Annotated in this window: 23 protein-coding genes; 8 read left to right on the top strand and 15 right to left on the bottom strand. The window is 71.3% G+C overall.

The features are described 5' to 3' along the window. Positions 1–12 precede the first annotated feature (12 nt). Complete coding sequence (locus BLW32_RS06880) at positions 13–624, top strand: TetR/AcrR family transcriptional regulator (protein ID WP_068741045.1); 612 nt, start codon at positions 13–15, stop codon at positions 622–624. A 21-nt stretch (positions 625–645) separates the two neighbouring features. Here BLW32_RS06880 and BLW32_RS06875 read toward each other — a convergent pair whose 3' ends face one another. From BLW32_RS06875 to BLW32_RS06850, 6 genes are all read right to left on the bottom strand, one after another. Then, positions 646–1,632: an oxygenase MpaB family protein gene (locus BLW32_RS06875; protein WP_068524426.1), complete on the bottom strand. Its 987-nt coding sequence runs from the start codon at positions 1,630–1,632 to the stop codon at positions 646–648. A 127-nt stretch (positions 1,633–1,759) separates the two neighbouring features. Then, positions 1,760–2,560, bottom strand: coding sequence for an isoprenyl transferase (locus tag BLW32_RS06870; protein WP_102103236.1), 801 nt, complete (start codon positions 2,558–2,560; stop codon positions 1,760–1,762). Positions 2,561–2,632: 72 nt separating this feature from the next. Further along, entirely contained in the window at positions 2,633–3,418 is a 786-nt protein-coding gene (locus BLW32_RS06865) for an ABC transporter ATP-binding protein (protein WP_068524425.1), read from the bottom strand. Beyond that, positions 3,415–4,473, bottom strand: coding sequence for a taurine ABC transporter substrate-binding protein (locus BLW32_RS06860; protein WP_068524424.1), 1,059 nt, complete (start codon positions 4,471–4,473; stop codon positions 3,415–3,417). The genes BLW32_RS06865 and BLW32_RS06860 overlap by 4 nt, the downstream gene beginning before the upstream one ends. Further along, positions 4,470–5,330, bottom strand: a complete 861-nt coding sequence (locus BLW32_RS06855; RefSeq protein WP_068524423.1) for an ABC transporter permease — start codon at positions 5,328–5,330, stop codon at positions 4,470–4,472. The genes BLW32_RS06860 and BLW32_RS06855 overlap by 4 nt, the downstream gene beginning before the upstream one ends. A 90-nt stretch (positions 5,331–5,420) precedes the next feature. Then, complete coding sequence (locus BLW32_RS06850) at positions 5,421–6,173, bottom strand: SDR family NAD(P)-dependent oxidoreductase (protein WP_068741044.1); 753 nt, start codon at positions 6,171–6,173, stop codon at positions 5,421–5,423. Between the two features lie 135 nt (positions 6,174–6,308). On the opposite strand from BLW32_RS06850, the gene BLW32_RS06845 reads away from it, so the two are divergent. Further along, positions 6,309–7,244, top strand: coding sequence for a DMT family transporter (locus BLW32_RS06845; protein ID WP_068741043.1), 936 nt, complete (start codon positions 6,309–6,311; stop codon positions 7,242–7,244). On the opposite strand, the gene BLW32_RS06840 is transcribed toward BLW32_RS06845, so the two are convergent. From BLW32_RS06840 to BLW32_RS06830, 3 genes are all read right to left on the bottom strand, one after another. Further along, the gene (locus BLW32_RS06840) at positions 7,156–7,692 is read right to left on the bottom strand and encodes a DinB family protein (protein ID WP_082791308.1); all 537 of its coding nucleotides are present in this window, start codon (positions 7,690–7,692) and stop codon (positions 7,156–7,158) included. The genes BLW32_RS06845 and BLW32_RS06840 overlap by 89 nt on opposite strands. A gap of 111 nt (positions 7,693–7,803) precedes the next feature. Next, positions 7,804–8,862, bottom strand: a complete 1,059-nt coding sequence (locus BLW32_RS06835; RefSeq protein WP_068741041.1) for a 3-deoxy-7-phosphoheptulonate synthase — start codon at positions 8,860–8,862, stop codon at positions 7,804–7,806. 190 nt (positions 8,863–9,052) lie between these two features. Beyond that, positions 9,053–11,038 (bottom strand): thioredoxin domain-containing protein, encoded by a 1,986-nt coding sequence (locus BLW32_RS06830; RefSeq protein ID WP_068741040.1) that lies wholly within the window; start codon positions 11,036–11,038, stop codon positions 9,053–9,055. A gap of 66 nt (positions 11,039–11,104) precedes the next feature. Between BLW32_RS06830 and BLW32_RS06825 the strand changes: the two genes are divergently transcribed. Beyond that, positions 11,105–11,596 (top strand): SRPBCC family protein, encoded by a 492-nt coding sequence (locus tag BLW32_RS06825; RefSeq protein WP_068741039.1) that lies wholly within the window; start codon positions 11,105–11,107, stop codon positions 11,594–11,596. Between the two features lie 3 nt (positions 11,597–11,599). Here BLW32_RS06825 and BLW32_RS06820 read toward each other — a convergent pair whose 3' ends face one another. Then, positions 11,600–12,568: a helix-turn-helix transcriptional regulator gene (locus tag BLW32_RS06820; RefSeq protein ID WP_068741240.1), complete on the bottom strand. Its 969-nt coding sequence runs from the start codon at positions 12,566–12,568 to the stop codon at positions 11,600–11,602. Between the two features lie 124 nt (positions 12,569–12,692). On the opposite strand from BLW32_RS06820, the gene BLW32_RS06815 reads away from it, so the two are divergent. Continuing rightward, a complete protein-coding gene (locus BLW32_RS06815) occupies positions 12,693–13,088 on the top strand; it encodes a RidA family protein (RefSeq protein WP_068627177.1) in 396 nt (131 codons plus the stop codon). Positions 13,089–13,136: 48 nt separating this feature from the next. On the opposite strand, the gene BLW32_RS06810 is transcribed toward BLW32_RS06815, so the two are convergent. The 3 genes from BLW32_RS06810 to mca form a co-directional block, all read right to left on the bottom strand. Continuing rightward, a complete protein-coding gene (locus BLW32_RS06810; protein WP_068741239.1) occupies positions 13,137–15,047 on the bottom strand; it encodes an ArnT family glycosyltransferase in 1,911 nt (636 codons plus the stop codon). Positions 15,048–15,122: 75 nt separating this feature from the next. Continuing rightward, positions 15,123–15,449 (bottom strand): hypothetical protein, encoded by a 327-nt coding sequence (locus BLW32_RS06805; RefSeq protein ID WP_074850401.1) that lies wholly within the window; start codon positions 15,447–15,449, stop codon positions 15,123–15,125. Continuing rightward, positions 15,449–16,315 carry a mycothiol conjugate amidase Mca gene (mca, locus tag BLW32_RS06800; RefSeq protein ID WP_068524415.1) on the bottom strand — a complete coding sequence of 289 codons (867 nt, stop codon included), beginning with the start codon at positions 16,313–16,315 and terminating at the stop codon, positions 15,449–15,451. The genes BLW32_RS06805 and mca overlap by 1 nt, the downstream gene beginning before the upstream one ends. A gap of 61 nt (positions 16,316–16,376) precedes the next feature. Between mca and BLW32_RS06795 the strand changes: the two genes are divergently transcribed. The 3 genes from BLW32_RS06795 (at position 16,377) to greA (ending at position 18,225) form a co-directional block, all read left to right on the top strand. Next, a complete protein-coding gene (locus BLW32_RS06795) occupies positions 16,377–16,805 on the top strand; it encodes a DUF4307 domain-containing protein (RefSeq protein ID WP_068524414.1) in 429 nt (142 codons plus the stop codon). Next, a complete protein-coding gene (locus tag BLW32_RS06790) occupies positions 16,802–17,563 on the top strand; it encodes a queuosine precursor transporter (protein WP_068741038.1) in 762 nt (253 codons plus the stop codon). Before BLW32_RS06795 ends, BLW32_RS06790 begins: the two co-directional genes overlap by 4 nt. 167 nt (positions 17,564–17,730) lie before the next feature. Further along, complete coding sequence (greA, locus tag BLW32_RS06785) at positions 17,731–18,225, top strand: transcription elongation factor GreA (protein WP_068524412.1); 495 nt, start codon at positions 17,731–17,733, stop codon at positions 18,223–18,225. A gap of 72 nt (positions 18,226–18,297) precedes the next feature. On the opposite strand, the gene BLW32_RS06780 is transcribed toward greA, so the two are convergent. Continuing rightward, a complete protein-coding gene (locus tag BLW32_RS06780; protein ID WP_068741037.1) occupies positions 18,298–19,368 on the bottom strand; it encodes a polysaccharide deacetylase family protein in 1,071 nt (356 codons plus the stop codon). Between the two features lie 148 nt (positions 19,369–19,516). On the opposite strand from BLW32_RS06780, the gene BLW32_RS06775 reads away from it, so the two are divergent. Then, the gene (locus tag BLW32_RS06775) at positions 19,517–19,984 is read left to right on the top strand and encodes a hypothetical protein (RefSeq protein WP_068741036.1); all 468 of its coding nucleotides are present in this window, start codon (positions 19,517–19,519) and stop codon (positions 19,982–19,984) included. On the opposite strand, the gene BLW32_RS06770 is transcribed toward BLW32_RS06775, so the two are convergent. Continuing rightward, the gene (locus BLW32_RS06770; RefSeq protein WP_068741035.1) at positions 19,977–21,149 is read right to left on the bottom strand and encodes a cystathionine gamma-synthase; all 1,173 of its coding nucleotides are present in this window, start codon (positions 21,147–21,149) and stop codon (positions 19,977–19,979) included. The two genes, BLW32_RS06775 and BLW32_RS06770, sit on opposite strands and share 8 nt — an antisense overlap. Between the last annotated feature and the right edge of the window lie 8 nt (positions 21,150–21,157).

The following is a 21,157-nucleotide window of genomic DNA, read 5'->3' as shown; positions in this document are numbered from 1 at the left end:
GGATCGATGGTCATGACCCGCCCCGGAGCGTCCCTGTCCGAGCTGCTGCTCCAGGCGGGTGCGCACACCGACGTCAGCGACGCCGATGCCGGCGTCTACCGCGCGGCGCTGAAGGTCCTCGGGGCCACCGGGACCCGGCGCACCACCGTCGAGGCGATCGCCGCCGAGTGCGGAATGAGCCGGATGACGCTGTTCCGCCGCTTCGGCTCCAAGGACGAGATCCTGGCCGCCGCGCTCGCCTGGTCCCTGAACCGCCTCTTCGCGCAGACGATGGACGTGGTGGCGGCGACTCCCGACGTCGCCGAGCGGATCCAGGAGGTCTTCGTGCTGTGCTGCCGGTTCGGCCGCTCCCTCCTGCCCACCTCGTCGCCCGACGAGCGCGCCGCGTTGTTCGCCGATGAGCGCCTCGATCCCGTCGGCCACGGCATCCGGTTCATCACCGCGATCATGGCCCAGGAGCAGGAGGCCGGGAACGTGCCCGCGGGCGATACCGAGATCCGGGCCGACGCGCTGGTCCGGATCACGGCCGCGTGCTTCGCGATCGCGCCCGCACCGTTTGATCTCGAGGACGACGACGCCGCGCGCGCCTACGCCCGCGCGGCGCTCGTCCCCCTGGTGCGGTGACCCGGCCGACGGCCGCGCGGCTCAGCCGAACGGGCAGCCCGCGGCGGACGCGCGCTCGCGCTGGAAGGCGGTGAAGTCCGGGAGATCCCGCTGCTTCATCGCGCGCAGCGCGCGCGCCTTCCCACGGGCGTAGTAGGCCAGCGGCGTGTAGCCGACGCGCTCGGGGATCACCTTGTAGGCCTGGCGGATCGCAGCGGTGACGCCGCGATAGGCGAGGTCCTCCCGGCGGCTCCACGTCACGCCCAGGATCTCGCGGATCTCGGGGCGCAGCACGCCCACGGTGAGCAGGTACACGGCCCGGTTCACGGAGACCCCGAGCGGCGTGAGCGCGGGTTCGATCGCGCGCAGGAAGGGGCCCGCCTCGGGCGGGAGCGGAGGATGGCCGTGCGCGAAGTCGTCGAGGAATCGCAGCGCACCGGGATGCGCGATGAGCTTCGGGAGCATGTCCTCGTAGTACCGCGCGAAGGCGTCCGGTTCCCAGGGGACGGCACCGTCGGGCACCTGGACGATCGCGGCGATCTTGCGCGAGTCGTCGAAGATCTCGAGGACGTCCGCGTCGGTGAGCGGCCGGCCCAGGCTGCGCGGGAGGGAGTCGATCCCGGTGATCGTGCCGGTGGCGATCACCCAGCCGTAGGCCTCGGGGTCGAGCGCACTGATGTGCTTGCCCGCGGCGTTGCGCATCTGCAGCGGCCGGTGCTGGGCGCGCAGCCGGTAGCCCTCCTCGATGGCCGTGTCCTCGCCGAAGTACCAGCGCTGCACGGAGTCCATCGAGCGGATGGCGCGGCCGACCGGGTCGGTGTACGCCACGCTGTACTCCCCCACGATGTCGCCGATCACGGGATGCATCAGCTGCATCACGAACGCCGCGCCGTTGATCGGCAGGAAGGACCACTGCCCGGCGACGGTGCCGCTCATCCCCAGGGGGTCGACGAACTGCGATCGGGGTCCGTAGCGCTCGGGCACTCGGACGGGGTCGGTACGGCTCTCGGGTGTCGCCAGCTGGGTCATGCCCGCCTCCTCGATGTTACGACTGATATTTAAATCGTAACAGCGAGTGGCGCGCGTCACCAGGAGTTGGTGATAGAAATTTCGCGATCGCCCCTCACTCGGCCGATCGACGCAGGTGGGACCGGCCTCAGGCCCCGAAACGACGGTGCCGCGCGGCGTAGTCGCGCAGGGCGCGCAGGAAGTCGACGCGACGGAACTCGGGCCAGTAGGCCTCCGTGAACCAGATCTCGCTGTACGCGCTCTGCCACAGTAGGAACCCGGAGAGCCGCTGCTCCCCCGACGTCCGGATCACCAGGTCGGGATCGGGCTGCCCCTTCGTGTAGAGGTGCTGGTCGATCCCCTCGACGGTGACCGCGTCCACCAGTTCCTGCCCCGACATCCCCTCGGCGAGCTCGCTGCGCAGCAGCGACTGCACGGCGTCGACGATCTCCTTGCGGCCCCCGTACCCGACGGCCACGTTGACGTGCGTGCCCGTCCGGCCCTTGGTGCCCTCGGCGGCGGCGGTGAGCCGGCGCGCGGCGTCGGGCGGCAGCAGGTCCATCGCGCCGACGATCTTCACCGACCAGTTCTTGTCCGGGCCGGAGATCTCCTCGACGACGTCGGTGATGATCTCCAGCAGCGCAGCGAGCTCGTCGGGATCGCGCTGGAGGTTCTCGGTGGAGAGCAGGTAGATCGTGGCGAGCTCGATGCCCGCCTCGTCGCACCACTCGAGCATCTCGGCGATCTTCTTCGCGCCCATGCGGTAGCCGTGGCTCACGTCGCTGAACCCGGCGGCGCGGGCCCAGCGCCGGTTGCCGTCGCAGAGGACGGCGACGTGCCGCGGCCGCTGCGCCCCGTCGCGGTACGCGTTGGTGAGCTCGTTCACCAGCCGTCGCTCGTAGAGCGCGTAGGCCGGCGAGACGAGCTTGCGGGCCGCGTCCGTGGGCAGCGATACGGGCAGTTTGGGGGCACTCACCACGGTGGCAACACTACGCCGCGCGACCTGTGCGCCCGCTGAGGTTCAGCCGTGTGCGGCGTAGATCGCGGCGGCGAGCTCCGTACGCAGGGCTTGGAACTCGGGCGTTCCGGTCACCGACGGGTCGCGCACGGTGTCGGGCCCGTCGCCCGGCAGCTCGACCTTGCGGTCGATCACCACGCGGCCCGGCCGGGCGCTCATCACCAGCACGCGGGTGCTCAGGAACACCGCCTCCTCGACGGAGTGCGTGATGAAGACGATGGTCTTGCCCGCCTCCCGCCAGATCTTGAGCAGGTCCACCTGCAGCCGCTCGCGGGTCAGCGCGTCGAGGGCGCCGTACGGCTCGTCCATGAGCACGATCGCAGGATCGTTCACGAGTACCCGGGCGATCTGCGCGCGCTGCTGCATGCCGCCCGACAGCTCGTAGGGCCGCTTGTCGCCGAAGTCGCCGAGGCCCACCAGGTCGAGCAGCTTCTGCGCCTGCTCGCGTCTCTCGGCCTTGCCCACGCCGCTCACCTTGGGCCCGAACTCGACGTTGCCGCGCACCGTCAGCCAGGGGTACAGGGTGGGGGCCTGGAACACCACGCCCCGGTCGGCCGACGGTGCCGTGACCCGCGCGCCGCCCACCTCGACGACGCCCTCCGTCGGGTCCTCGAAGCCGGCGATCAGCCGGAGCAGGGTCGTCTTGCCGCAGCCCGACGGCCCGACGATGGAGACGAACTCCCCGGGCTCGATCGTCAGGTCCGTGGGCTGCAGCGCGACGGTCTGCCCGCTGGCGGTGTCGTAGGTCTTGCCGAGCCCGGTCAGCTCGACGCGTTCCGTGCCGGTCACTTCGTTCCCCCCTGTGCGGCCGCCGCGTAGACGCCGTCGGTGTAGTGCTGCGCCGGGCCCACGCCCTGCACCTGGCCCTGCTGGAGCAGGAACTCGGCGGTCCGGCGGATGTCGGCGCCGAGCTGCCCGCCCAGGTGGTCGGGGCCGCCCTGGGTCTTCGCGTCGAAGTAGGCGTAACCCTTGATCTGGGTCAGCACCTGGTCCAACGGCACGCCGAGCTGGCCCGCGATGTGCTCGGCGGCCTTGTTCGGGTCGGTGTTCAGCAGGTTCGCGGCCCAGCCCTGCGCGGCGGTCCAGGCTTTGAGGAAGCCCGGGTTGTTCTTCACGAAGTCGCCGCGGGCGCCCTCGAGGTCGTACGTCGGCGCGCCCTGCTCGGCGACCTGCGCGCTGGTGGTGAGCGCGGTGCCGCCGAGTTGGCTCAGCGTCGGCTCCCAGATGTAGGTGGCGTCGATCTGCCCGCCGTTCCACGCGCCGCGGATGGCGTCGGGTGCCAGGTTGATGACCTGCGCGTCGGTGACGCCGGCCTTGTCCAGGGCGGTGAGCAGGCTGTAGTGCGCGGTCGACGCGAACGGCACCGCGATCTTCTTGCCCTTGAGGTCGCCGACGGTCTTGATCGCCGGATCCTTCGCGACCAGCGATTCCGCGGCCCCGATCCGGTCCTGGATCCAGATGACCTTCATGTCGATGTTCAGCGGCGCGCTGAGCGCCTTTGCGGCGGGCGCGCTGCCGAGCAGGCCCACGTCGAGGCTGTTGGCGCCGAACGCCTGGATGACGTCGCCACCCGAGGCGAACTTGCTCCACACGACGTTCACGTTGGGCAGGCACGTCTTGAGCAGGCCGGTGTCCTTGACGACGAGATCGCCGTTGGGGATCTCCTGCCAGCCGATCCGGACGGTGCCGCGCACCGTCGGGTCCGGGTCGACGGGGCACGCCGTGGTCCCGCCGATGGAGCGGGACTGCTCCGCCCGGCCGGATTCGACGATGCAGCCGGTCAGGGTGAGGCCGACGGTGCCGGCCACGAGCGCCGTGCGCGCGAGGCGCTTCAGGCGGTTCATGCCTTCCCCTTCCACGGGACGGCCAGCAGGCCGATCCACTTGATGAGCGAGTCCAGCAGGAGCGCGGTGACGCCGATGACGATGATGCAGGCGATGGTCAGCGGGGTGTTGAGCTGCTGGCCGGCGAGGTAGGCGAGGCCGCCGACGCCGGGGATGCCGTTGTTGAGCTCGGCCGCGACGACGGTGGTCCACGCGAAGCCGACGGCGATGCGGATGCCGTTGATCACCTCGGGCAGCGTGGCCGGGACGATGACGCCGCGGATCGTCTGCAGCCGGTTCGCGCCGAGCGCGCGGGCGGCGTTGATCTGGTCCTGGCTCACGCCCTGCACGCCGTTGACGGTCGAGATCGCGATGGCCGGGAAGGCGGCGAGGAAGAGCAGCCAGATCTTCGACGTGTCGCCGATGCCGAACCATACGATGAGCAGGCCGATGTAGCCCAGCGGCGGCAGCGCGCGCAGGAAGTTCAGGTAGGGCTCGATGATCGTGTTGATCGTCGTCGAGGTGCCCATCGCGAAGCCCAGCAGTGGGCCGATGATGATCGCCGCGCCGACGCCGGCGAAGATCCGCTGCAGGCTGGCGACGAGGTGCTCCCAGAGGAAGTAGTTCTGCTCGCCGAGCACCTCGCGCGGCACGCCGGGCGCCACCTGATGCCAGGTGCTCGCGCGCACCGCGGCGTCCCAGACCGCCTTCGGCGTGGGCAGGAAGGTCTCGTCGATCAGCCGCAGTCCGCTCACCAGCCACCAGACGGCGACGAAGGCGACCAGCGCGACGATCCGGACGAGCCACGACCTGACCGCCAGCGGCAGCGGTTCGATGACGGCGTTCTTGACCCTCAGTAGCGGGGGCTCCCCTGCCATGAATTCCTCTCCGGCGCCCCAGTGGGCACACGAACAGGAAACTCTGTCAGGCGGCGATCCGCATCGGAACCGTTCGAATCGTGGTGATCGTTAGGTGCGGCGGTGCACGTTGCGCGCGGCTACCTGGTCCCGGGGCATGATCTGAATCGAGTCGATGTTGACGTGCGGCGGGCGGGTGACGGTCCAGGTCACGGCGTCGGCGATGTCGTCGGCGGTGAGGTTGTCGACGCCCTCGTAGATCTTGTCGGCCGCGGCCTGGTCGCCGCCGAGGCGGACCACGGAGAACTCGGTCTCCACGAGGCCCGGGTCGATCTCGATGACGCGGATCGGCTCGCCCTTGAGCTCCAGGCGCAGCACGCGGGTCACCGCGCGGGCGCCGTGCTTGGCGGCGTTGTAGCCGGCGCCGGTTTCGTAGGCCTCGAGCGCGGCGACGGACCCGATGGTCACGACGCTCGCGGCCGGCGACGCCCGCAGCTTGGGCAGCAGCGCCTGGGTGACCCGCAGGATCGACAGGACGTTGATGTCGTACATGCGCGACCAGTCGGCCTCGTCGGCGGTCTCGATCCGGTCCACGCCGAGCGCGCCGCCGGCGTTGTTGACCAGCACGTCGACCTTCTCGATGGCGTCGGTGAAGTCCTTCACCGAGTCCACGTCCGAGACGTCGAGCGGCAGCGCGGTGACGATCCGCTCGGGATGCTGGGCCTCGATGTCGGCCTTGAGCGCCTCCAGCCGCTCGACGCGGCGGGCCCCGATCACGACGTCGAACCCCGCGCGCACCAGGTGCCGCGCGGTGGCGGCCCCGATCCCGCTGCTCGCTCCGGTGACGACGGCGACTTCAGCCATGACTGCTCCTGCTTCGGGACGGGGACGGTGGCCCCTCACCGTATCGCCGCCGCCGGCGCACCGTCGGGGCGAGGGCGCGAGCGATCCGACCGATTCCCGCCAGCGCCGGGTCGCCGCCCGGGATGGGATCGACGCATGCGCACGATCCCGCTGCAGTTCGCCGCCCTCGCCATCGCGTGGGGTTCGAGCTTCCTGTTCATCAAGGAGGGGCTCGCCGGGCTGTCTCCCACGCAGGTCACCGCCGCGCGCATGACGATCGGCGCACTCACGCTCGCCGTCGTCGCGGTCGGCACGCGGGCGCCGCTCATCCGGGAGCCGCGGGCCGTGGCGCACATCGCGATCGTCGCGGTCACGCTGTGCGTCGTGCCCTTCACCCTCTTCGCCTGGGCGGAGGAGCGGATCGATTCGGGGCTCGCGAGCATCCTCAACGCGACGACGCCCCTGATGACAGTGCTGGTCACCTGTGTGGCGCTGCGCTCCGAGCGGCCGACACCCGGCCAACTGGCGGGCCTCGGCGTGGGCTTCGCGGGCGTCCTCGTGGTGCTGGCGCCCTGGGCGTCGGGCGGGTCCGGAGCGGTCTCGGGGCAGCTCGCGTGTCTCGCGGCCACCGCGAGTTACGGCATCGCCTTCGTGTACCTGCGCCGGTTCGTGACCCCGCTCGCGCTGCGGGCCCCGTCGGTCGCGCTGTACCAGGTGGGCATCGGGGCGGCGATCATCGACGCGTGGGTGCTGGTCGCCGACCCGCACCCGGCGAGCGCGACGCCCCGCGTGATCTCCGCGATGCTCGCGCTCGGGGCCCTCGGCACGGGCCTGGCGTACCTGTGGAACACGAACATCGTCGCGGCGTGGGGCGCCGCCGCAGCGGCAACGGTGACCTACCTGACGCCGGTCGTCGGCGTCGTGCTGGGCGTCGCGGTCCTCGGTGAACGGCCGGCGTGGAATCAGCCACTGGGTGGGCTGATCGTCCTCGCGGGGATCGTGCTCAGTCGGCGGGACGCGCGGCCAGGCCCACATCCACCCGATGGTGCTCCAGATCATGCAGTGCGTAGATCGCGAACGACTCGACGGTGAACGCGGAGCCGTTGGAGCGCAGGCCGGTCCGCGCCCAGTCGTCGTCGCCCACGGTGCGATAGGCGGCGGCGAAGGCCGCTGCCTCGGCGGCCAGCTCCGCGGCGACAGTGGCGGGGTCCTGCTCGCCGTAGGCGTCCTCGACGGCGGTCACGTCCTGGTCCCAGTTCGCGAACGCCGCGCCGTCCTGGGCCAGCATCAGCCCCAGGCGTTCACGCATGATCCGGTGCACGTCGCGCAGGTGGCAGCCGTACTCGAGCACCGACCAGGTCGCTTCGTCGGGCCGGTCCCGGGCCTCCGGGCGGGCGAGCGCCGCGTCCCAGCCGACGGCCGACCGCGCGATTCGGTCGGCGACGTCGTCACGTCGGACGGTCGACGGGTCGAATCCGCAGGCCGCGCACGGCCGCTCGATGACCCAGGTCCAGTCCTTGGTGTCCGGTGTGATCGCCACGTCTGCAAATCTACTGCGCCCCTGTCGGCTCACGAATTCGTGTTCTGCCGAGGCACACGTGCGCCTGTGCACTCGCACCTCTCCAGAACACGAATTCGTGAACCACCCCGCTCAGCGCAGCGCGGCGGCGAGGTCGTGCAGCACCGAGTCGGTGGTACCGAAGTCCATGCACTTGTCGGTGACGGACTGGCCGTAGACGAGCGGCCCGGGGCCGGGCTGCTGCGCGCCCGCGACGAGGAAGGACTCGAGCATCACGCCGGAGATCCCCTTCTCCCCCGCGGCGAGCCGGGCCGCGACCTCGCGCGCGACCTCGGCCTGGCGGACGTGATCCTTGCCCGAGTTGGCGTGCGAGCAGTCCACCATCACCGACGGGGCGAGGCCGGCCTTCTCCAGCGCACCGACGGCGGCGGAGACGGAGGCGGCGTCGAAGTTCGGCCCGCCGCGGCCGCCGCGCAGGATGATGTGGCAGTTGTCGTTGCCGACGGTCTCGACCACGGCGGCGGCGCCCTCGTCGTCGGTGCCGAAGAAGACGTGGCGGGCCGCGGCGGCCTGCACCCCGTCGATCGCGACGGAGACGTTGCCGTCGGTCGCGTTCTTGAAGCCGATCGGCATCGACAGACCGGACGCGAGCTGGCGGTGCACCTGCGACTCGGTGGTGCGCGCGCCGATCGCGCCCCAGGCGACGGTGTCGGCGATGTACTGCGGGCTGGTCGGCTCGAGGAACTCGCAGCCCACGGGCAGCCCGATCTCCAGGATGTCGAGCAGCAGCTGCCGGGCGGTGCGCAGGCCGCGGGGCACGTCGTAGCTCTCGTCCATGCCGGGATCGTTGATGAGGCCCTTCCACCCGACCGTGGTGCGCGGCTTCTCGAAGTACACGCGCATCACGACGAGCAGCTCCTCGGCCAGCTCGTCCGCGATGGGCTTGAGCCGCCGGGCGTAGTCGAGGGCGGCTTCGGGGTCGTGCACGGAGCAGGGGCCCACGACGACGAGAAGCCGCTGGTCACGGCCCGCGATGACGTCGGCGACCGCGGCGCGGTCGGCCTCGACCTGGGCGGCCAGACGGGGCGCGAGCGGCAGCTCGTCGCGCAACTGCGCGGGCGAGGGGATCGCGTGGAACGCCGAGACCCGACGATTCGATGTCGACGCCGGTGTATCGAGTTCGATGGTCATGAGAAACCTTCCTGGTGGCGGCACCAGATCCCTTCCGGTGCCATAGAAAAAGGCAGCGAGTGATCTCGCTGCCTTCGGCTCCGGATTCGTAGGGTGTCTATCGACGCGTGCGCGACTCACCCCAGGCCCACCCGGAGCCTGACGTAAATCGCCAATACGCGTTCATACCCACGAGCCGAACATAGCACAGCTACCGGGCGATCTCTGTGGCGAGCGTCTCACCGTCGGTGACCGGCAGGGAGCAGACGGTGCCGTGGCAGACGTAGGCCGCCGCCCGACCGTCGACGGGCCCACGGCCCTCCAGCAGCGGATGCGAATCCTTAGCTCCGGCAATGACTACCGCGCCGCCGGGGGCCAACCGTCGCGCCTCCGCTACCAGCGCGGCGGCGCCCGCCCCGTCGGCGACGGCGATCTGCAGCCCCGCCGCGGCCTGCTCGGCGACGGCGAGGTGGTGACCCGCTCCGCGCGGCACCCGGCGGATGAGCTCCCCCGAGCGGGCCCGGGTCGCCGCGGCGAGCGGGGCGTAGCGCTCCCCGAGCAGGACCTCCGCGTACGTCAGGGCCTCGGCGATGAGGCTCGCGCCTGCGGGGGTGGCACCGTCCGCCGGGTCGCGCGGGCGGGTCAGCAGCGCCTCGCCGTCCGACGGGGCGTCGTACCAGCTCCCGTCCGCCGCCGGGTCGGCGAAACGCTCGATCGCGGCGTCGAGGATCGCGGCCGCCGCTGCGGCCCAGTCGGACTCGTCCGCGACAGATCCGCCGGTGCGCTGCTCCAGCGCGAGCAGCCCGGTGACGAGGGCGGCGTAGTCCTCCAGCATCCCGTCGGCCTCCCCGACCGCGCCGCCGAGCGAGCTGCGGCGCAGTCGTGCACCGTCCCAATGGGTTCCGAGGACGTACCGCGCGACCGCCTCGGCATCGTCGACCCGGCCGGCCTCCGCCAGGGCGGTGATCGCGAGGCCGTTCCAGACGGTGACCACCTTGTCGTCGCGGCCGGGCTGCGGGCGCTGCACCCGGACGTCGTAGAGGCGGCGGCGCACGTCGGCGAGGCGCACCGGGTCGGGCTCGCCGTGCAGTTGCAGAGTGGAGGTTCCGTGCTCGAAGGTGCCGCCCTGTGTGACGGCGAAAACCTCGGCGGCCCAGGCACCGTCGGCCTCGCCGAGCACGTCGACGAGCTGCGCGGGCGTCCACACGTACGTCGCACCCTCGACGCCGTGCCCGTCGACGACGGTGTCCGCGTCGAGCGAGGAGGCGAGCCCACCACCGTCGACTCCGAGGTCGCGGATCAGGAAATCGGCGGTCTCGTCGGCCACGCGGAGCGCGAGCGGCGAGCCGGTCCGCCGTCCGAGGTGCGCGTAGAAGCGGAGCAGAAGGGCGTTGTCGTACAACATTTTCTCGAAGTGCGGCACCACCCAGTCGGCGTCCACGGCGTAGCGGGCGAAGCCGCCGGCGAGCTGGTCGTAGATGCCGCCGCGGGCCATCGCCTCGGCGCACCGCACGGCCACGCCGTAGGACGCGGGGTCGCCGGTGCGCTCGTGGTGCCGCAGCAGGGCCTCGACGGTGGCCGACGGCGGGAACTTCGGGGCGCGCCCGAAGCCGCCCGACGGGTCCTCGTCGGCGCAGATCGCGCGAACCGCGCCGGCCAGGTCGTCCGCGGAGGGGGCGGCACCGTCGGGCAGGCCGGCGGAGGCCTGCCGCAGGTGCTCGGCCACCTGCCCGGACACCCGGCTCACCTCGTCGCGCCGGTCGCGCCAGGTGTCGGTGATGGCCTCGAGGAGCTGCGGGAAGCTCGCCTGGCCGTTCCGCGGCTCGGGCGGGTAGTAGGTGCCGCAGTAGAAGGGCTCGCCGGACGGGGTGAGGAAGCAGGTCATGGGCCAGCCGCCCTGCCCGGTCATGGCGACGGTGGCGTTCATGTAGATCGCGTCGAGGTCGGGGCGCTCCTCGCGGTCGACCTTGATGCAGACGAAGCCGGCGTTCATCTGCGCCGCGATGGCCTCGTTCTCGAAGGACTCGTGCGCCATGACGTGGCACCAGTGGCACGCGGCGTAGCCGATGGACAGCAGGATCGGCACGTCGCGCTCGGCGGCCTCCGCCAGCGCGGCCTCGGTCCACTCCTGCCAGTGCACCGGGTTGTCGGCGTGCTGACGCAGGTAGGGGCTGGTGGACGCGCCGAGACGGTTCATGTCCCCATCCTGCCTCAGACCGCCGACCCGGCGCGTGGCCGACGAGCGGCGACTACCGTCGGCGACATGAAGTGCACGACGTCCATCGAGATCGCGCTACCGCTCGAGCGCGTCGCGCTGCTGCTCTCCGACCCCGCGCACCTGCCGATGTGGCTGCGGGGCATGGAGGTCCACGAGCCGGTGAGCGGGAAGCACGGAGAACTCGGCACCGTCTCGCGCGTCGTTCTCCGGTCGGGGAAGCAGGCGATGGAGCTCACCGAGACCGTTACCCGCCGCGAGCCGGCGGACCTGCGTACGCTCCCCGCCGGCACCGTCGTGCGGTTCGAGCGGGAGATCGAAGGCTCGGGCATGTGGAACGCCGCGCGCGAGCGCCTGACGGAGGCCGGCCCGGACCGGACGCGGTGGGAGAGCGAGAACGAGTACCGCTTCCGCAATCCCCTGATGCGGCTCATGGCGCTCCTGATGCCCGGGATGTTCCGCAAGCAGCAGCTGCAGCACATGGAGGACTTCAAGGCGTTCGCCGAGCACGGGACGGACGTCCGCGACCACGGGGCCTGATCGTCAGGTGACCCGGTACCGGTCCGCGAGGACCTCCGCGCGAGCACGCAGGGCCGCCCGCAACTCCTCGGGCGCGAGCGCCTCAGCGGCGGTGTCGATCTGCCAGAGGGCCCAGACCGCATGGCGCAGGTCCTCGAAGGAGACGTCGAGGCGGACCCGCCCGTCGGGCTCGACGACTTCGGCGCGCACGGCGCGCGCGTGGTTCAGCAGCTCGTCGCGTCGCGCCGCCTCGACGCGGACGAGAACCGGAATGTGGTTCTCCGCGAGGAACTGCGCGCTGCGATCGGCCCAGATCCGGTCGAGGTCGACCTGCGCCGGGCGCTCCGCGGCGTCTGCGAGCACTTCGGCCGCGAGCATGCGCGACACCCGGTAAGTGCGGTCCTCCCCCGCCTTCGCCGCGAGCAGGTAGGTGCGGTCGCGCACGGTGACGAGGCCGATCGGGTCGACGGTGTGCCACCGCGGCTCCTTCTCGGGCGCGCCGTACCGGAAGCGGAGCACGCGGCCCGCGAGCACGGCGCGACGCACCTCGCCGATCACGTGCGGGTCGACGTTCTCGACCGCCGCGCGCCGCGACAGCAGATCCGCCTCGGGCTCGACGAGGAAGCGTGCGGTGGCCCGGTCCAGCTCCGCGCGGTTCCCCTCGGGCAGGGCGTCGACGACCTTGCGCATCGCGGACGCGAGGGCGCCACTGAGGCCGAAGGTCCGGCGCCCCGGGCCCGCCCCGGCAGTGAGCAGCGCGAGGGCCTCGTCGTGATTCAGGCCGGTCAGCTCGGTGCGGAAGCCCGGCAGGAGGGAGTACCCGCCCCGACGGCCGCGGTCGGCGTAGACGGGGACGCCCGCGGTCGAGAGCGCGTCGATGTCGCGCTGCACCGTGCGCGGCGACACCTCCAATTCCGCGGCCAGCTCGTCGGCCGTCATCCGTCCGCGCCGGCGCAGGAGGAGCACCAGCGAGACCAGTCGATCGGCGCGCATGCTGGACATTCTCGCCGAAAATCACGACATGAGGTGACGTGATTCGTTGCGAACCTGGTCGTACGGGTGTCGACGGGTGGTCACGGGACCGCCGGATGCCCGCCGCACCGATCGGAGAAGTGACATGGAACGTACGGCAGTCAACCCGGTGACCTGGTCGCAGGAGCTGGGGTTCAACCAGGGCGAGCTCGTCAGCGGGCACACCCGGACACTGTTCGTCTCCGGACAGACCGCCATGAGCCCCGACGGTCGACCCGAGCACGACGGCGACGTCGCGGCGCAGCTCGCGCTCGCTGTGGACAACCTCGAGGCCGTGCTCGACGCGGCCGGGATGTCGCTCGCGAACCTGGTGCGCCTGAACGTCTACAGCACCGACATCGACGAGCTGTTCCCGCACTACGGCGCCCTCGCGGCGCGCCTCGGCGCCGCGGGCGTCGCCCCCACCACCACGATGCTCGGTGTGACGCGGCTCGCGATCCCGGGGCAGAAGGTCGAGCTGGAGGGCACCGCGGTCGCCTAACCCGACGGTGCCGCCCGCGCCGGGGCCTGGTGCGGGCGGCACCGGCGGTTACGCCACCAGCTGGTAGACCGTCGCGCTCCCGACCTTCGTCGCGGTGAAGTTCTTCTCCACCCAGCTCTGGATCTCGGACTTCCCGCCGCCGGGGCGGAAGCCGCCGGAGGAGACGTAGTACGAGACCTTCCCGTCCTTCACCCACTGCTGGAACTGCGCGAGCGTGGGCGCGGGGTCGGAACCGCTGAACCCGCCGATCGCGATCACGGGCCGGCCGGAGTTCAGCTGCAGCGAGCCCTGGCTCTGCGCACCGTTGACCGCGGCCGCCCATTGCGTGGTGGTGTCCTTGAGCAGCTCGACCAGCGCGGCGTTCGCCTTCTCGTCGGGCCTCCCGCCCCCGTCGCGCGCACCGTCGGGCAGCTCGACGCCCGCCGGCAGCGCGACCTCCGCCCCGCCGCCCGACGGTGCCTTCCCGTCGCGCCCGCCACCCGGACCGCCGCCGAACATGTCGCCGGACTTCGCGGTCTTCACCGCCGTCGGCACGCCGCCGCTGTGCGCGGTACCCGCCGTCGAGACCGAGAACGCCGCCGTCGCAACGCCACCGGCGAGCAGCGCGAGCACCAGTGCGGCGGCGACCGCCCGGCCGGAACCGCGCCGGGTCACGACCAGCGCGACGATCGCCGCAGCCATCAGCACGCCCACGACGATCCCCAGCCACGGCCAGGCGTACCCCGCCCGCCACGCTCGGACGATGCCCCAGCCACCGGCGGCCACCACCAGAGAGACGAGCGCGAGCGTGCCCGGCACCGTCGACCTGCGGCTCCACGCGACGGCCGCGCCGCCGCCCACGAGCACCGCGATCGCCGGGACCAGGGCCACGGTGTAGTACGGGTGCACCGTGCCGCTCATGTACGAGAACACCACGCCGGTCACCACGAGCCAGGTGCCGAAGACCGTCAGCCCCAGCGCGAGATCGCGGTCCAGGCGGCGTCGCGCCACCAGCACCAGGCCGATCACGAGGACCAGCAGAGCCGCGGGCAGCAGCCACGAGATCTCGTTGCCGAATTCGTTGCTGAACAGGCGCGCGAGGCTCGGAGTGCCGCCGAAGGACGTGCCGGTCGCACCGTTCCCACCCGGCCCGCCGCCGAATCCGCCGGAACCGGAGCCGCCGCTGTTCCCGACGATCCGTGCGAGGCCGTTGTAGCCGAGCACGAGGTCCATGAACGTGCCGTCCTTCGAGCCCCCGATGTACGGGCGCGAGGACGCGGGCCACAGCACCGTCAGCAGCACGTACCAGCCGGCCGAGACGACGACGGCGACGACGCCCAGCGCCAGGTCCCGCGCCCTCCGCAGCCAGGAGGTCTGCGCGAACAGCAGGTAGGCCAGGCCGAAACCGGGGAGCACCAGCAGGCCCTGCAGCATCTTGGTCAGGAACGCGAAGCCGAGCAGCGCGCCGCACGCCACGAGCCATCGCCACGACGCGGCCTGGCAGGCCCGCACGGTGCAGTAGGCGGCGGCGGTCATGAGCAGCACGAGCAGCGCGTCGGGGTTGTTGAACCGGAAGATGAGCACCGCGGCCGGAGTCAGGGCGCACACGGCGCCCGCCAGGAGGGCTCCTCCGGTCGCGATGCGCGCGGGGAGCGAGCCGAGGAGCCGGCGCGTCGTCAGGTACACCAGCCCGACGGTCCCGACCCCCATCAGCGCCTGCGGCAGCAGGATCGACCAGGACGAGAGCCCGAAGACGCGCACGAACAGGCCGGTCACCCACAGCGCCGCGGGCGGCTTGTCGACGGTGATCACATTGCCCGGGTCGAGCGAACCGAACAGCCAGGCCTTCCAGCTCAGCCCGCCGGCCTGCGCCGCGGCGGCGTAGAAGTCGTTGCCGTAGCCGCTGATCGACAGGTTCCAGCAATAGAGCAGCGCCGTCGCGGCGAGCAGTGCGGTCACGGCGCAGCGCCGCGGAGTCATGTACTTCACGGACTCCACCGTCGCGGGCGGAACTGGGCGGCCGCGGCCGTGCGCCTGGGAGGTCGCTGTGAGGCCCTACCGGGGCCCGTCGCCCCCGTCACCGTCGGATCCGCCCGACGGTGCGCCGTCGCCCTTCGTCAGGGAGGCCCCGTCGGCCTCGATCCCGGCATGGTCGGTGCCGCCGGCCTCGTCGCCCTCGCCGGGCGCCTCGTCGTCGAAGGACTCGGGGAGGTTCTTGACGTGCTTGTTCATCGAGCGGATGAGCAGGAAGGTCACGGCCAGGAGCGCGACGATCACGGCCAGGCCGAGCGGTCCCGACTTGCCGAACTCCGGACCCTTCGGCTTCTGCGGATCCTGCGCCAGGATCGCGACGTCGGTGGCGAGCTGCAGTAGTGGTCCCATCACTTCTCGATCCCGCTGAACAGGTCCTTCTCGGGCATCCTGCTGCTGACGACGGTCTTCGCCAACTCGTACTCCTCGGTCGGCCACAGGCGCTGCTGCCACTCCATCGGCACCGCGAAGAAGGGTCCGTTGGGGTCGATCTGGGTGGCGTGCGCGCGCAGCGCGTCGTCGCGCACGGGGAAGTACTCGCCGCACTCGACCTGCGTGGTCACGCGGGCCATCATGTCGTTCTTCTCGTCCTTCCACCGGGCGAGCCACTCGGTGTAGGGGTTCTCGAGGCCGTTCTTCTCGAACTCGTCCGCGAAGGCCTGGAACTTGCCGCGGAGGAAACCGTGGCTGTAGTAGACCTTCGAGATCTGCCAGGGCTCGCCGGCCTCGGGGAACTGCTCGGGGTCGGCCGCGGCCTCGTACGCCGCCAGCGAGACCGTGTGGGTCATGATGTGGTCCGGGTGCGGATAGCCGCCGTTCTCGTCGTACGTGATCATCACGTGCGGGCGGAACTCGCGGATCAGGCGCACCAACGTCTCCGTCGGCACCTCGACGGGCTCCAACGCGAAGCAGCCCTCGGGGAGCGGGGGCAGCGGGTCGCCCTCGGGCAGGCCCGAGTCGACGAAGCCCAGCCAGCGGTGTTCGACGCCCAGGATCGCGGCGGCCTTGGCCATCTCCTCGCGGCGCACCTCGGGCAGGCGGTCCTTGACGCCCGCGACGTCCATCGCGGGGTTGAGGATGTCGCCCCGTTCGCCGCCCGTGAACGTCGCGACCAGCACGTCGTTCCCCTCGGCCGCGTACCGCGCCATGGTGGCGGCGCCCTTGCTCGACTCGTCGTCCGGGTGCGCGTGAACGGCGAGGAGGCGGTATCCGGTCATGACCCCCAGTGTTCCACGATCGGCCGAGGGCGCGCCGCGCCGGGTGTGCTTCGATGGAAGCATGTCGACCGCCCCCGTCCGCCCCTCCGATCGCTACCCCGACGAGCGCGATCCCGCTCGCGCGCGCCGCATCGGCATCATCGGGCTGGTCGTGGTCGTGATCCTCGGCGTCGGACTCGCGTGGGCGGGCTACCAGAAGTTCTCGCGGCAGCCGGTCACCGGCGAGACGGCGGGCTACCAGGTCCTGTCCGATTCCGCCGTGGACGTGCAGGTCACCGTCACCCGCACCGATCCGCAGCAGGCGGTCAGCTGCATCGTCTACGCCAAGAACAAGGCGGGCGACGAGATCGGCCGCCGCGAGTTCTACGTCGCCCCGTCGCCGGACCCCGTCGTGGTGGTGACCAGCGAGGTACGGACCACCGAGCCGCCCGCCGTCGGCGACGTCTTCGGTTGCGGCACGAACGTGCCCGCGTATCTTGACCGTGCGTGAGCACTGACGACTCCCCCACCCCGAAGTCTGGGCAGCCGGCCCGCAACCGCGCGCCGGCGTTCGCCACCGTTTCCAGTCACTACTTCCCCGCCCTCGTCGGCCTGTTCGTCGGCGTCATGATCATCAGCAACATCACGGGCACGAAGGCCGTGCTGTTCGCCCCGTCACTGCACGTCGAGATCCTCGGCCTGCAGGTCGACGGCATCGCCACCGACGGCGCCTTCTACCTCTTCCCCCTCGCCTACGTCCTCGGCGACGTCATCTCCGAGGTCTACGGCTTCCGCGCCATGCGCCGCGTGATCCTCACGGGCTTCGCGATCCTCGCGCTCGCCGCCCTGTGCTTCTGGGTGACGACGCTGCTGCCGCCGGCCCCGGGCTGGCCCAACGACGAAGCCTTCAAGACCGTCGCCGGCGTCGTCCCGCGGTTCCTCATCGCCGGCCTCGCGGGCTATCTCGTAGGCGAGTTCATGAACTCCTGGGTCCTGGTGCGGATGAAGGCCTGGACGGGCGAAAAACACCTGTGGTCGCGCTTGCTCGGCTCGACGGTCGTCGGCGAGTTCTTCGACACCCTGGTCTTCTGCTCGATCGCCGCGCCGGCGCTCGGGTTCACCACCCCGGGGCAGTTCCTCAACTACCTGATCCTCGGTTTCGTGTGGAAGACGCTGGTCGAGATCGTCATCATGCCGCTGAGCTACGCGGCCTGCGGCTTCCTCAAGCGCCGCGAGCCCACCTACCAGCAGGCGCTGCTGGCCGCCTGAACCGGATGCCCGTTTCCGTTTCCCATGCTAGAATCAGCGGATACACGGTTCCGGATGGAGCCGTGTATTGCTGCATTTACGGGCCCCGGGCGCCGTTCCGGGGCCGGTCGGCTGTGGGGTGGTGACATCCCGCAGCGGGCCTGCCGACTACGACGAAGGACGAAGAAATGACGGACACTCAGGTGACGTGGTTGACCCCCGAGTCCCACGAGCGCCTCAAGCACGAGTTGGACGCGTTGATCGCCAACCGCCCCGTCATCGCCGCCGAGATCAACGAGCGCCGCGAAGAGGGCGATCTCAAGGAGAACGGTGGCTACCACGCCGCGCGCGACGAGCAGGGCCAGCAGGAGGCGCGTATCCGCCAGCTGCAGGAGCTCCTCAACAACGCGAAGGTCGGCGAGGCCCCCACCCAGTCCGGTGTGGCGCTCCCCGGCTCGGTCGTGAAGGTCTACTACGACGGCGACGAGAAGGACACCGAGACCTTCCTCATCGCCACCCGCGAGGAGGGCGGCGGCGACGGTGAGCTGGAGATCTACTCGCCGAACTCCCCGCTCGGCGCCGCGCTGATCGACGCGAAGGTCGGCGAGACCCGTGAGTACACCATCCCGAGCGGCGCGGTCGTCAAGGTCACGCTCGTGAGCGCGGAGCCGTACCACTCCTGAGGCTCCCCGCACCGTCGACAGCGGCCCGTCCCCCGAGGGGGGACGGGCCGCTGTCGTATGCGGTGGGTGTCGCTACCCGGCGCGGCTGCTCAGCAGCTGACTGACGGTGACGAAGGCGTACCCCTGGTCGGCCAGCTGCGTCATCGCGCGGTCGAGCGCCGTCGCCGACGAGACGAAGGTGTCGTGCAGCATCACGATCTGCCCCGGCTTCACCTTGAGCAACACGTCCGTCAGACCGTCGGGGTTGCCCTGGTAGTTGTAGTCCATCGAGTCCAGGTCCCAGAGGATCTGGGTCAGGCCCAGCCGCTTGCCGGCGTCGACCACCGACGGCGACGTGTGTCCGCCCATCGGCCGGAACAGCGTGGGCGCGCTGCCCACGGAACTGCGGATCGCGTCGTTGGTCTGCTGCAGCTGCGCGGTGCCGTCGGCCTCGGACAGCGTCGTCATGTCCGGCTGGGTCCAGGTGCCGTTGGCCACCTCGTTCCCGGTGCCGGCGATCGCCGTCATGATGTCGGGGTTGAGGTTGACCTGCGCACCGGTCACGAAGAACGTGCCCTTCGCGCTGTGGTTGTCGAGAATCTGCAGGAACTGCCTGGTCACGGGTCCGGGGCCGCCGGAGAAGGTGAGGGCGACGCACTTGCTCTTCGCGCAGTCGACGCTGCCGTCGGGCAGGTACACGGGCTTGGTCACGGGCTTCGCCGCCGCCTGCGGGGCGGGCGCGGGGTTCGACGGTCCGCCGCCCCGGCCCGACGGTGCGCCCTCGTCCCGGTTCGCGGCGTCGCCGCCACCCCCAGCCGTGGTGGGAGCGGGCGGGACCGCGGGCGCTGTGGGCCCGGCGACGGTGGGCTGCGGCTTCGCGGGCGCGCCCGGCGGCGGCACCACGACGGTCATCGTGGCCGGTGCCTGCGGCGACGGAGGCACGGTGGTCTGCCCGGGCGGCAGCGCCCCGGGATTGACTCCCGCGCCCGGCTTCGCGGAGGCACCCGACGGTGCCGACGGCAACGGGTCGAACGTGAGGCTCGACCCGAGGCGGCTCGGGTCGCCGCCGGTCACGCCGCATCCGACCGCGACGGCAGCCGCGATCACGAGGGCACTCCCCGCGACCGCGTAGTTGCGGACCTTCCGGCTCTGCTTCGGCCTCAAGAACTCACTCCAGCCACTTGTGTCACGTTCTACAACAAGAGCCACTTTAGTCCCACGAACCCTGAAGGGGAAGTCGAAGGTTCAGATGGTGACCGAGTCGTTACTCCGAGACAAGAGGCCGACAAGGACCGCGACGGACGATCGCGGCGTGCATCCGAACTACTTCGCGCCGTGGCATCGGCGTCACCCCGCCGCCTTCGTCGTCCTGATGATCACGGCGATCGTGCTGGTCGTCCTCACGCTGGGCGCCGGACTGCTGCTCGGACTGGGCGTGCTGTTCGTGCACGCGCTGTCCGAGCCGGTCCCCGTCGACGCCCACGACGAGCGCGCGGTGCGGACGCGGTTCAGCACCTACGCCGGCGACGTCGACGCCTCGCGCGACGTCTCGGTGATGTGGTGCACCCGGCTGGCGAACGGCGACGCGAGCTCCCGGTGGTTCCCGCCCGGACCGCGATCCACCGGCGACGTCACGATCGACGGCGATGCCGCCACGATCGTCGTGCACTACTCCCCGCTGGGCGCCCCGAGCGACCCGGACGAGGACCCCGTCCGGGCGACGACGCTGGTGCGGTTCCGCTACGAGTCCAGCGCGTGGCGCTACTGCGGCGTCAGCTGAACGCGTTCTCCAGATCGGCGATGAGGTCGCCGACGTCCTCGATGCCGACGGACAGGCGCACCAGGTCCTCGGGGACCTCGAGCTGCGAGCCGGCGGTGGAGGCGTGGGTCATCGCGGCGGGGTGCTCGATGAGCGACTCGATGCCGCCGAGCGACTCCGCGAGGGTGAAGACCTCGGTCCGGGCGCAGAACCGCTGCGCGGCCTCGCGGCCGCCGGCGAGGCGCACGGAGATCATGCCGCCGAAGCGCTTCATCTGCTTGGCCGCGACCGCGTGGTTCGGGTGGCTCTCCAGGCCCGGGTACAGCACCGTCGAGACCTCGGGGCGGCCGGAGAGGAACTCGACGATCTTCTCCGCGTTGTCGCAGTGCCGGTCCATGCGGACGCCGAGCGTCTTGATGCCGCGCAGCGCGAGGTAGACGTCGAACGGGCCGGGCACCGCACCCGCGCCGTTCTGCAGGAAGGCGAAGTCGGTGTCGAGCTGCTCGTCGTTGGTCACCAGCGCGCCGCCGACGGTGTCGCTGTGCCCGCCGAGGTACTTGGTCACCGAGTGCAGCACCACGTCGGCACCGAGGGTCAGCGGCGTCTGCAGGTAGGGGCTCGCGAAGGTGTTGTCCACCACCAGCTTCGCGCCGCCGGCGTGCGCCACCTCGGCCAGCGCCTCGATGTCGCCGATGTTGAGCAGCGGGTTGGTCGGGGTCTCGATCCACACCAGCTTGGTGTTGGGGCGGATCGCGGCGCGCACGGCGTCGACGTCGGTGACCGGCGCCGGGGTGTGCTCGATCCCCCACTGCGAGAACACCTTGTCGATGAGGCGGAAGGTCCCGCCGTAGGCGTCGTCGGGGATGATCAGGTGATCGCCCGGGCGCAGGGTGGCGCGCAGCAGGGTGTCGGTGGCGGCCATGCCCGAGGCGAATCCGCGACCGAAGGTGCCCTCCTCGATCGCGGCGAGGTTCGCCTCGTACGCGCGACGCGTCGGGTTGCCGGTGCGGGCGTACTCGAAGCCGCCGCGCATGCCGCCGACGCCGTCCTGGGCGAAGGTGGAGCTGGCGTAGATCGGGACGTTGACCGCGCCGGTCAGCGGGTCGGGCTCGTAGCCGGCGTGGATCGCGCGGGTGGAGAAGCCCTGCGCCGCATGCTTGTCGATCGCGCTCTTCTGCTCGCTCATGGTGCGGC

The organism is Tsukamurella tyrosinosolvens, from assembly GCF_900104775.1.
GTDB lineage: Bacteria > Actinomycetota > Actinomycetes > Mycobacteriales > Mycobacteriaceae > Tsukamurella > Tsukamurella tyrosinosolvens.
This window is presented reverse-complemented; position numbering and strand designations above follow the sequence as displayed.

What these genes read in the sequence shown, in the direction of transcription:
- BLW32_RS06880 (WP_068741045.1), top strand. Translation starts at nt 13, where the DNA reads ATGACCCGCCCCGGAGCGTCCCTGTCCGAGCTGCTGCTCCAGGCGGGT.
- BLW32_RS06875 (WP_068524426.1), bottom strand. Translation starts at nt 1,632, where the DNA reads ATGACCCAGCTGGCGACACCCGAGAGCCGTACCGACCCCGTCCGAGTG.
- BLW32_RS06860 (WP_068524424.1), bottom strand. Translation starts at nt 4,473, where the DNA reads ATGAACCGCCTGAAGCGCCTCGCGCGCACGGCGCTCGTGGCCGGCACC.
- BLW32_RS06855 (WP_068524423.1), bottom strand. Translation starts at nt 5,330, where the DNA reads ATGGCAGGGGAGCCCCCGCTACTGAGGGTCAAGAACGCCGTCATCGAA.
- BLW32_RS06850 (WP_068741044.1), bottom strand. Translation starts at nt 6,173, where the DNA reads ATGGCTGAAGTCGCCGTCGTCACCGGAGCGAGCAGCGGGATCGGGGCC.
- BLW32_RS06845 (WP_068741043.1), top strand. Translation starts at nt 6,309, where the DNA reads ATGCGCACGATCCCGCTGCAGTTCGCCGCCCTCGCCATCGCGTGGGGT.
- BLW32_RS06835 (WP_068741041.1), bottom strand. Translation starts at nt 8,862, where the DNA reads ATGACCATCGAACTCGATACACCGGCGTCGACATCGAATCGTCGGGTC.
- BLW32_RS06830 (WP_068741040.1), bottom strand. Translation starts at nt 11,038, where the DNA reads ATGAACCGTCTCGGCGCGTCCACCAGCCCCTACCTGCGTCAGCACGCC.
- BLW32_RS06825 (WP_068741039.1), top strand. Translation starts at nt 11,105, where the DNA reads ATGAAGTGCACGACGTCCATCGAGATCGCGCTACCGCTCGAGCGCGTC.
- BLW32_RS06820 (WP_068741240.1), bottom strand. Translation starts at nt 12,568, where the DNA reads ATGCGCGCCGATCGACTGGTCTCGCTGGTGCTCCTCCTGCGCCGGCGC.
- BLW32_RS06815 (WP_068627177.1), top strand. Translation starts at nt 12,693, where the DNA reads ATGGAACGTACGGCAGTCAACCCGGTGACCTGGTCGCAGGAGCTGGGG.
- BLW32_RS06810 (WP_068741239.1), bottom strand. Translation starts at nt 15,047, where the DNA reads ATGACTCCGCGGCGCTGCGCCGTGACCGCACTGCTCGCCGCGACGGCG.
- BLW32_RS06805 (WP_074850401.1), bottom strand. Translation starts at nt 15,449, where the DNA reads ATGGGACCACTACTGCAGCTCGCCACCGACGTCGCGATCCTGGCGCAG.
- mca (WP_068524415.1), bottom strand. Translation starts at nt 16,315, where the DNA reads ATGACCGGATACCGCCTCCTCGCCGTTCACGCGCACCCGGACGACGAG.
- BLW32_RS06795 (WP_068524414.1), top strand. Translation starts at nt 16,377, where the DNA reads ATGTCGACCGCCCCCGTCCGCCCCTCCGATCGCTACCCCGACGAGCGC.
- greA (WP_068524412.1), top strand. Translation starts at nt 17,731, where the DNA reads ATGACGGACACTCAGGTGACGTGGTTGACCCCCGAGTCCCACGAGCGC.
- BLW32_RS06770 (WP_068741035.1), bottom strand. Translation starts at nt 21,149, where the DNA reads ATGAGCGAGCAGAAGAGCGCGATCGACAAGCATGCGGCGCAGGGCTTC.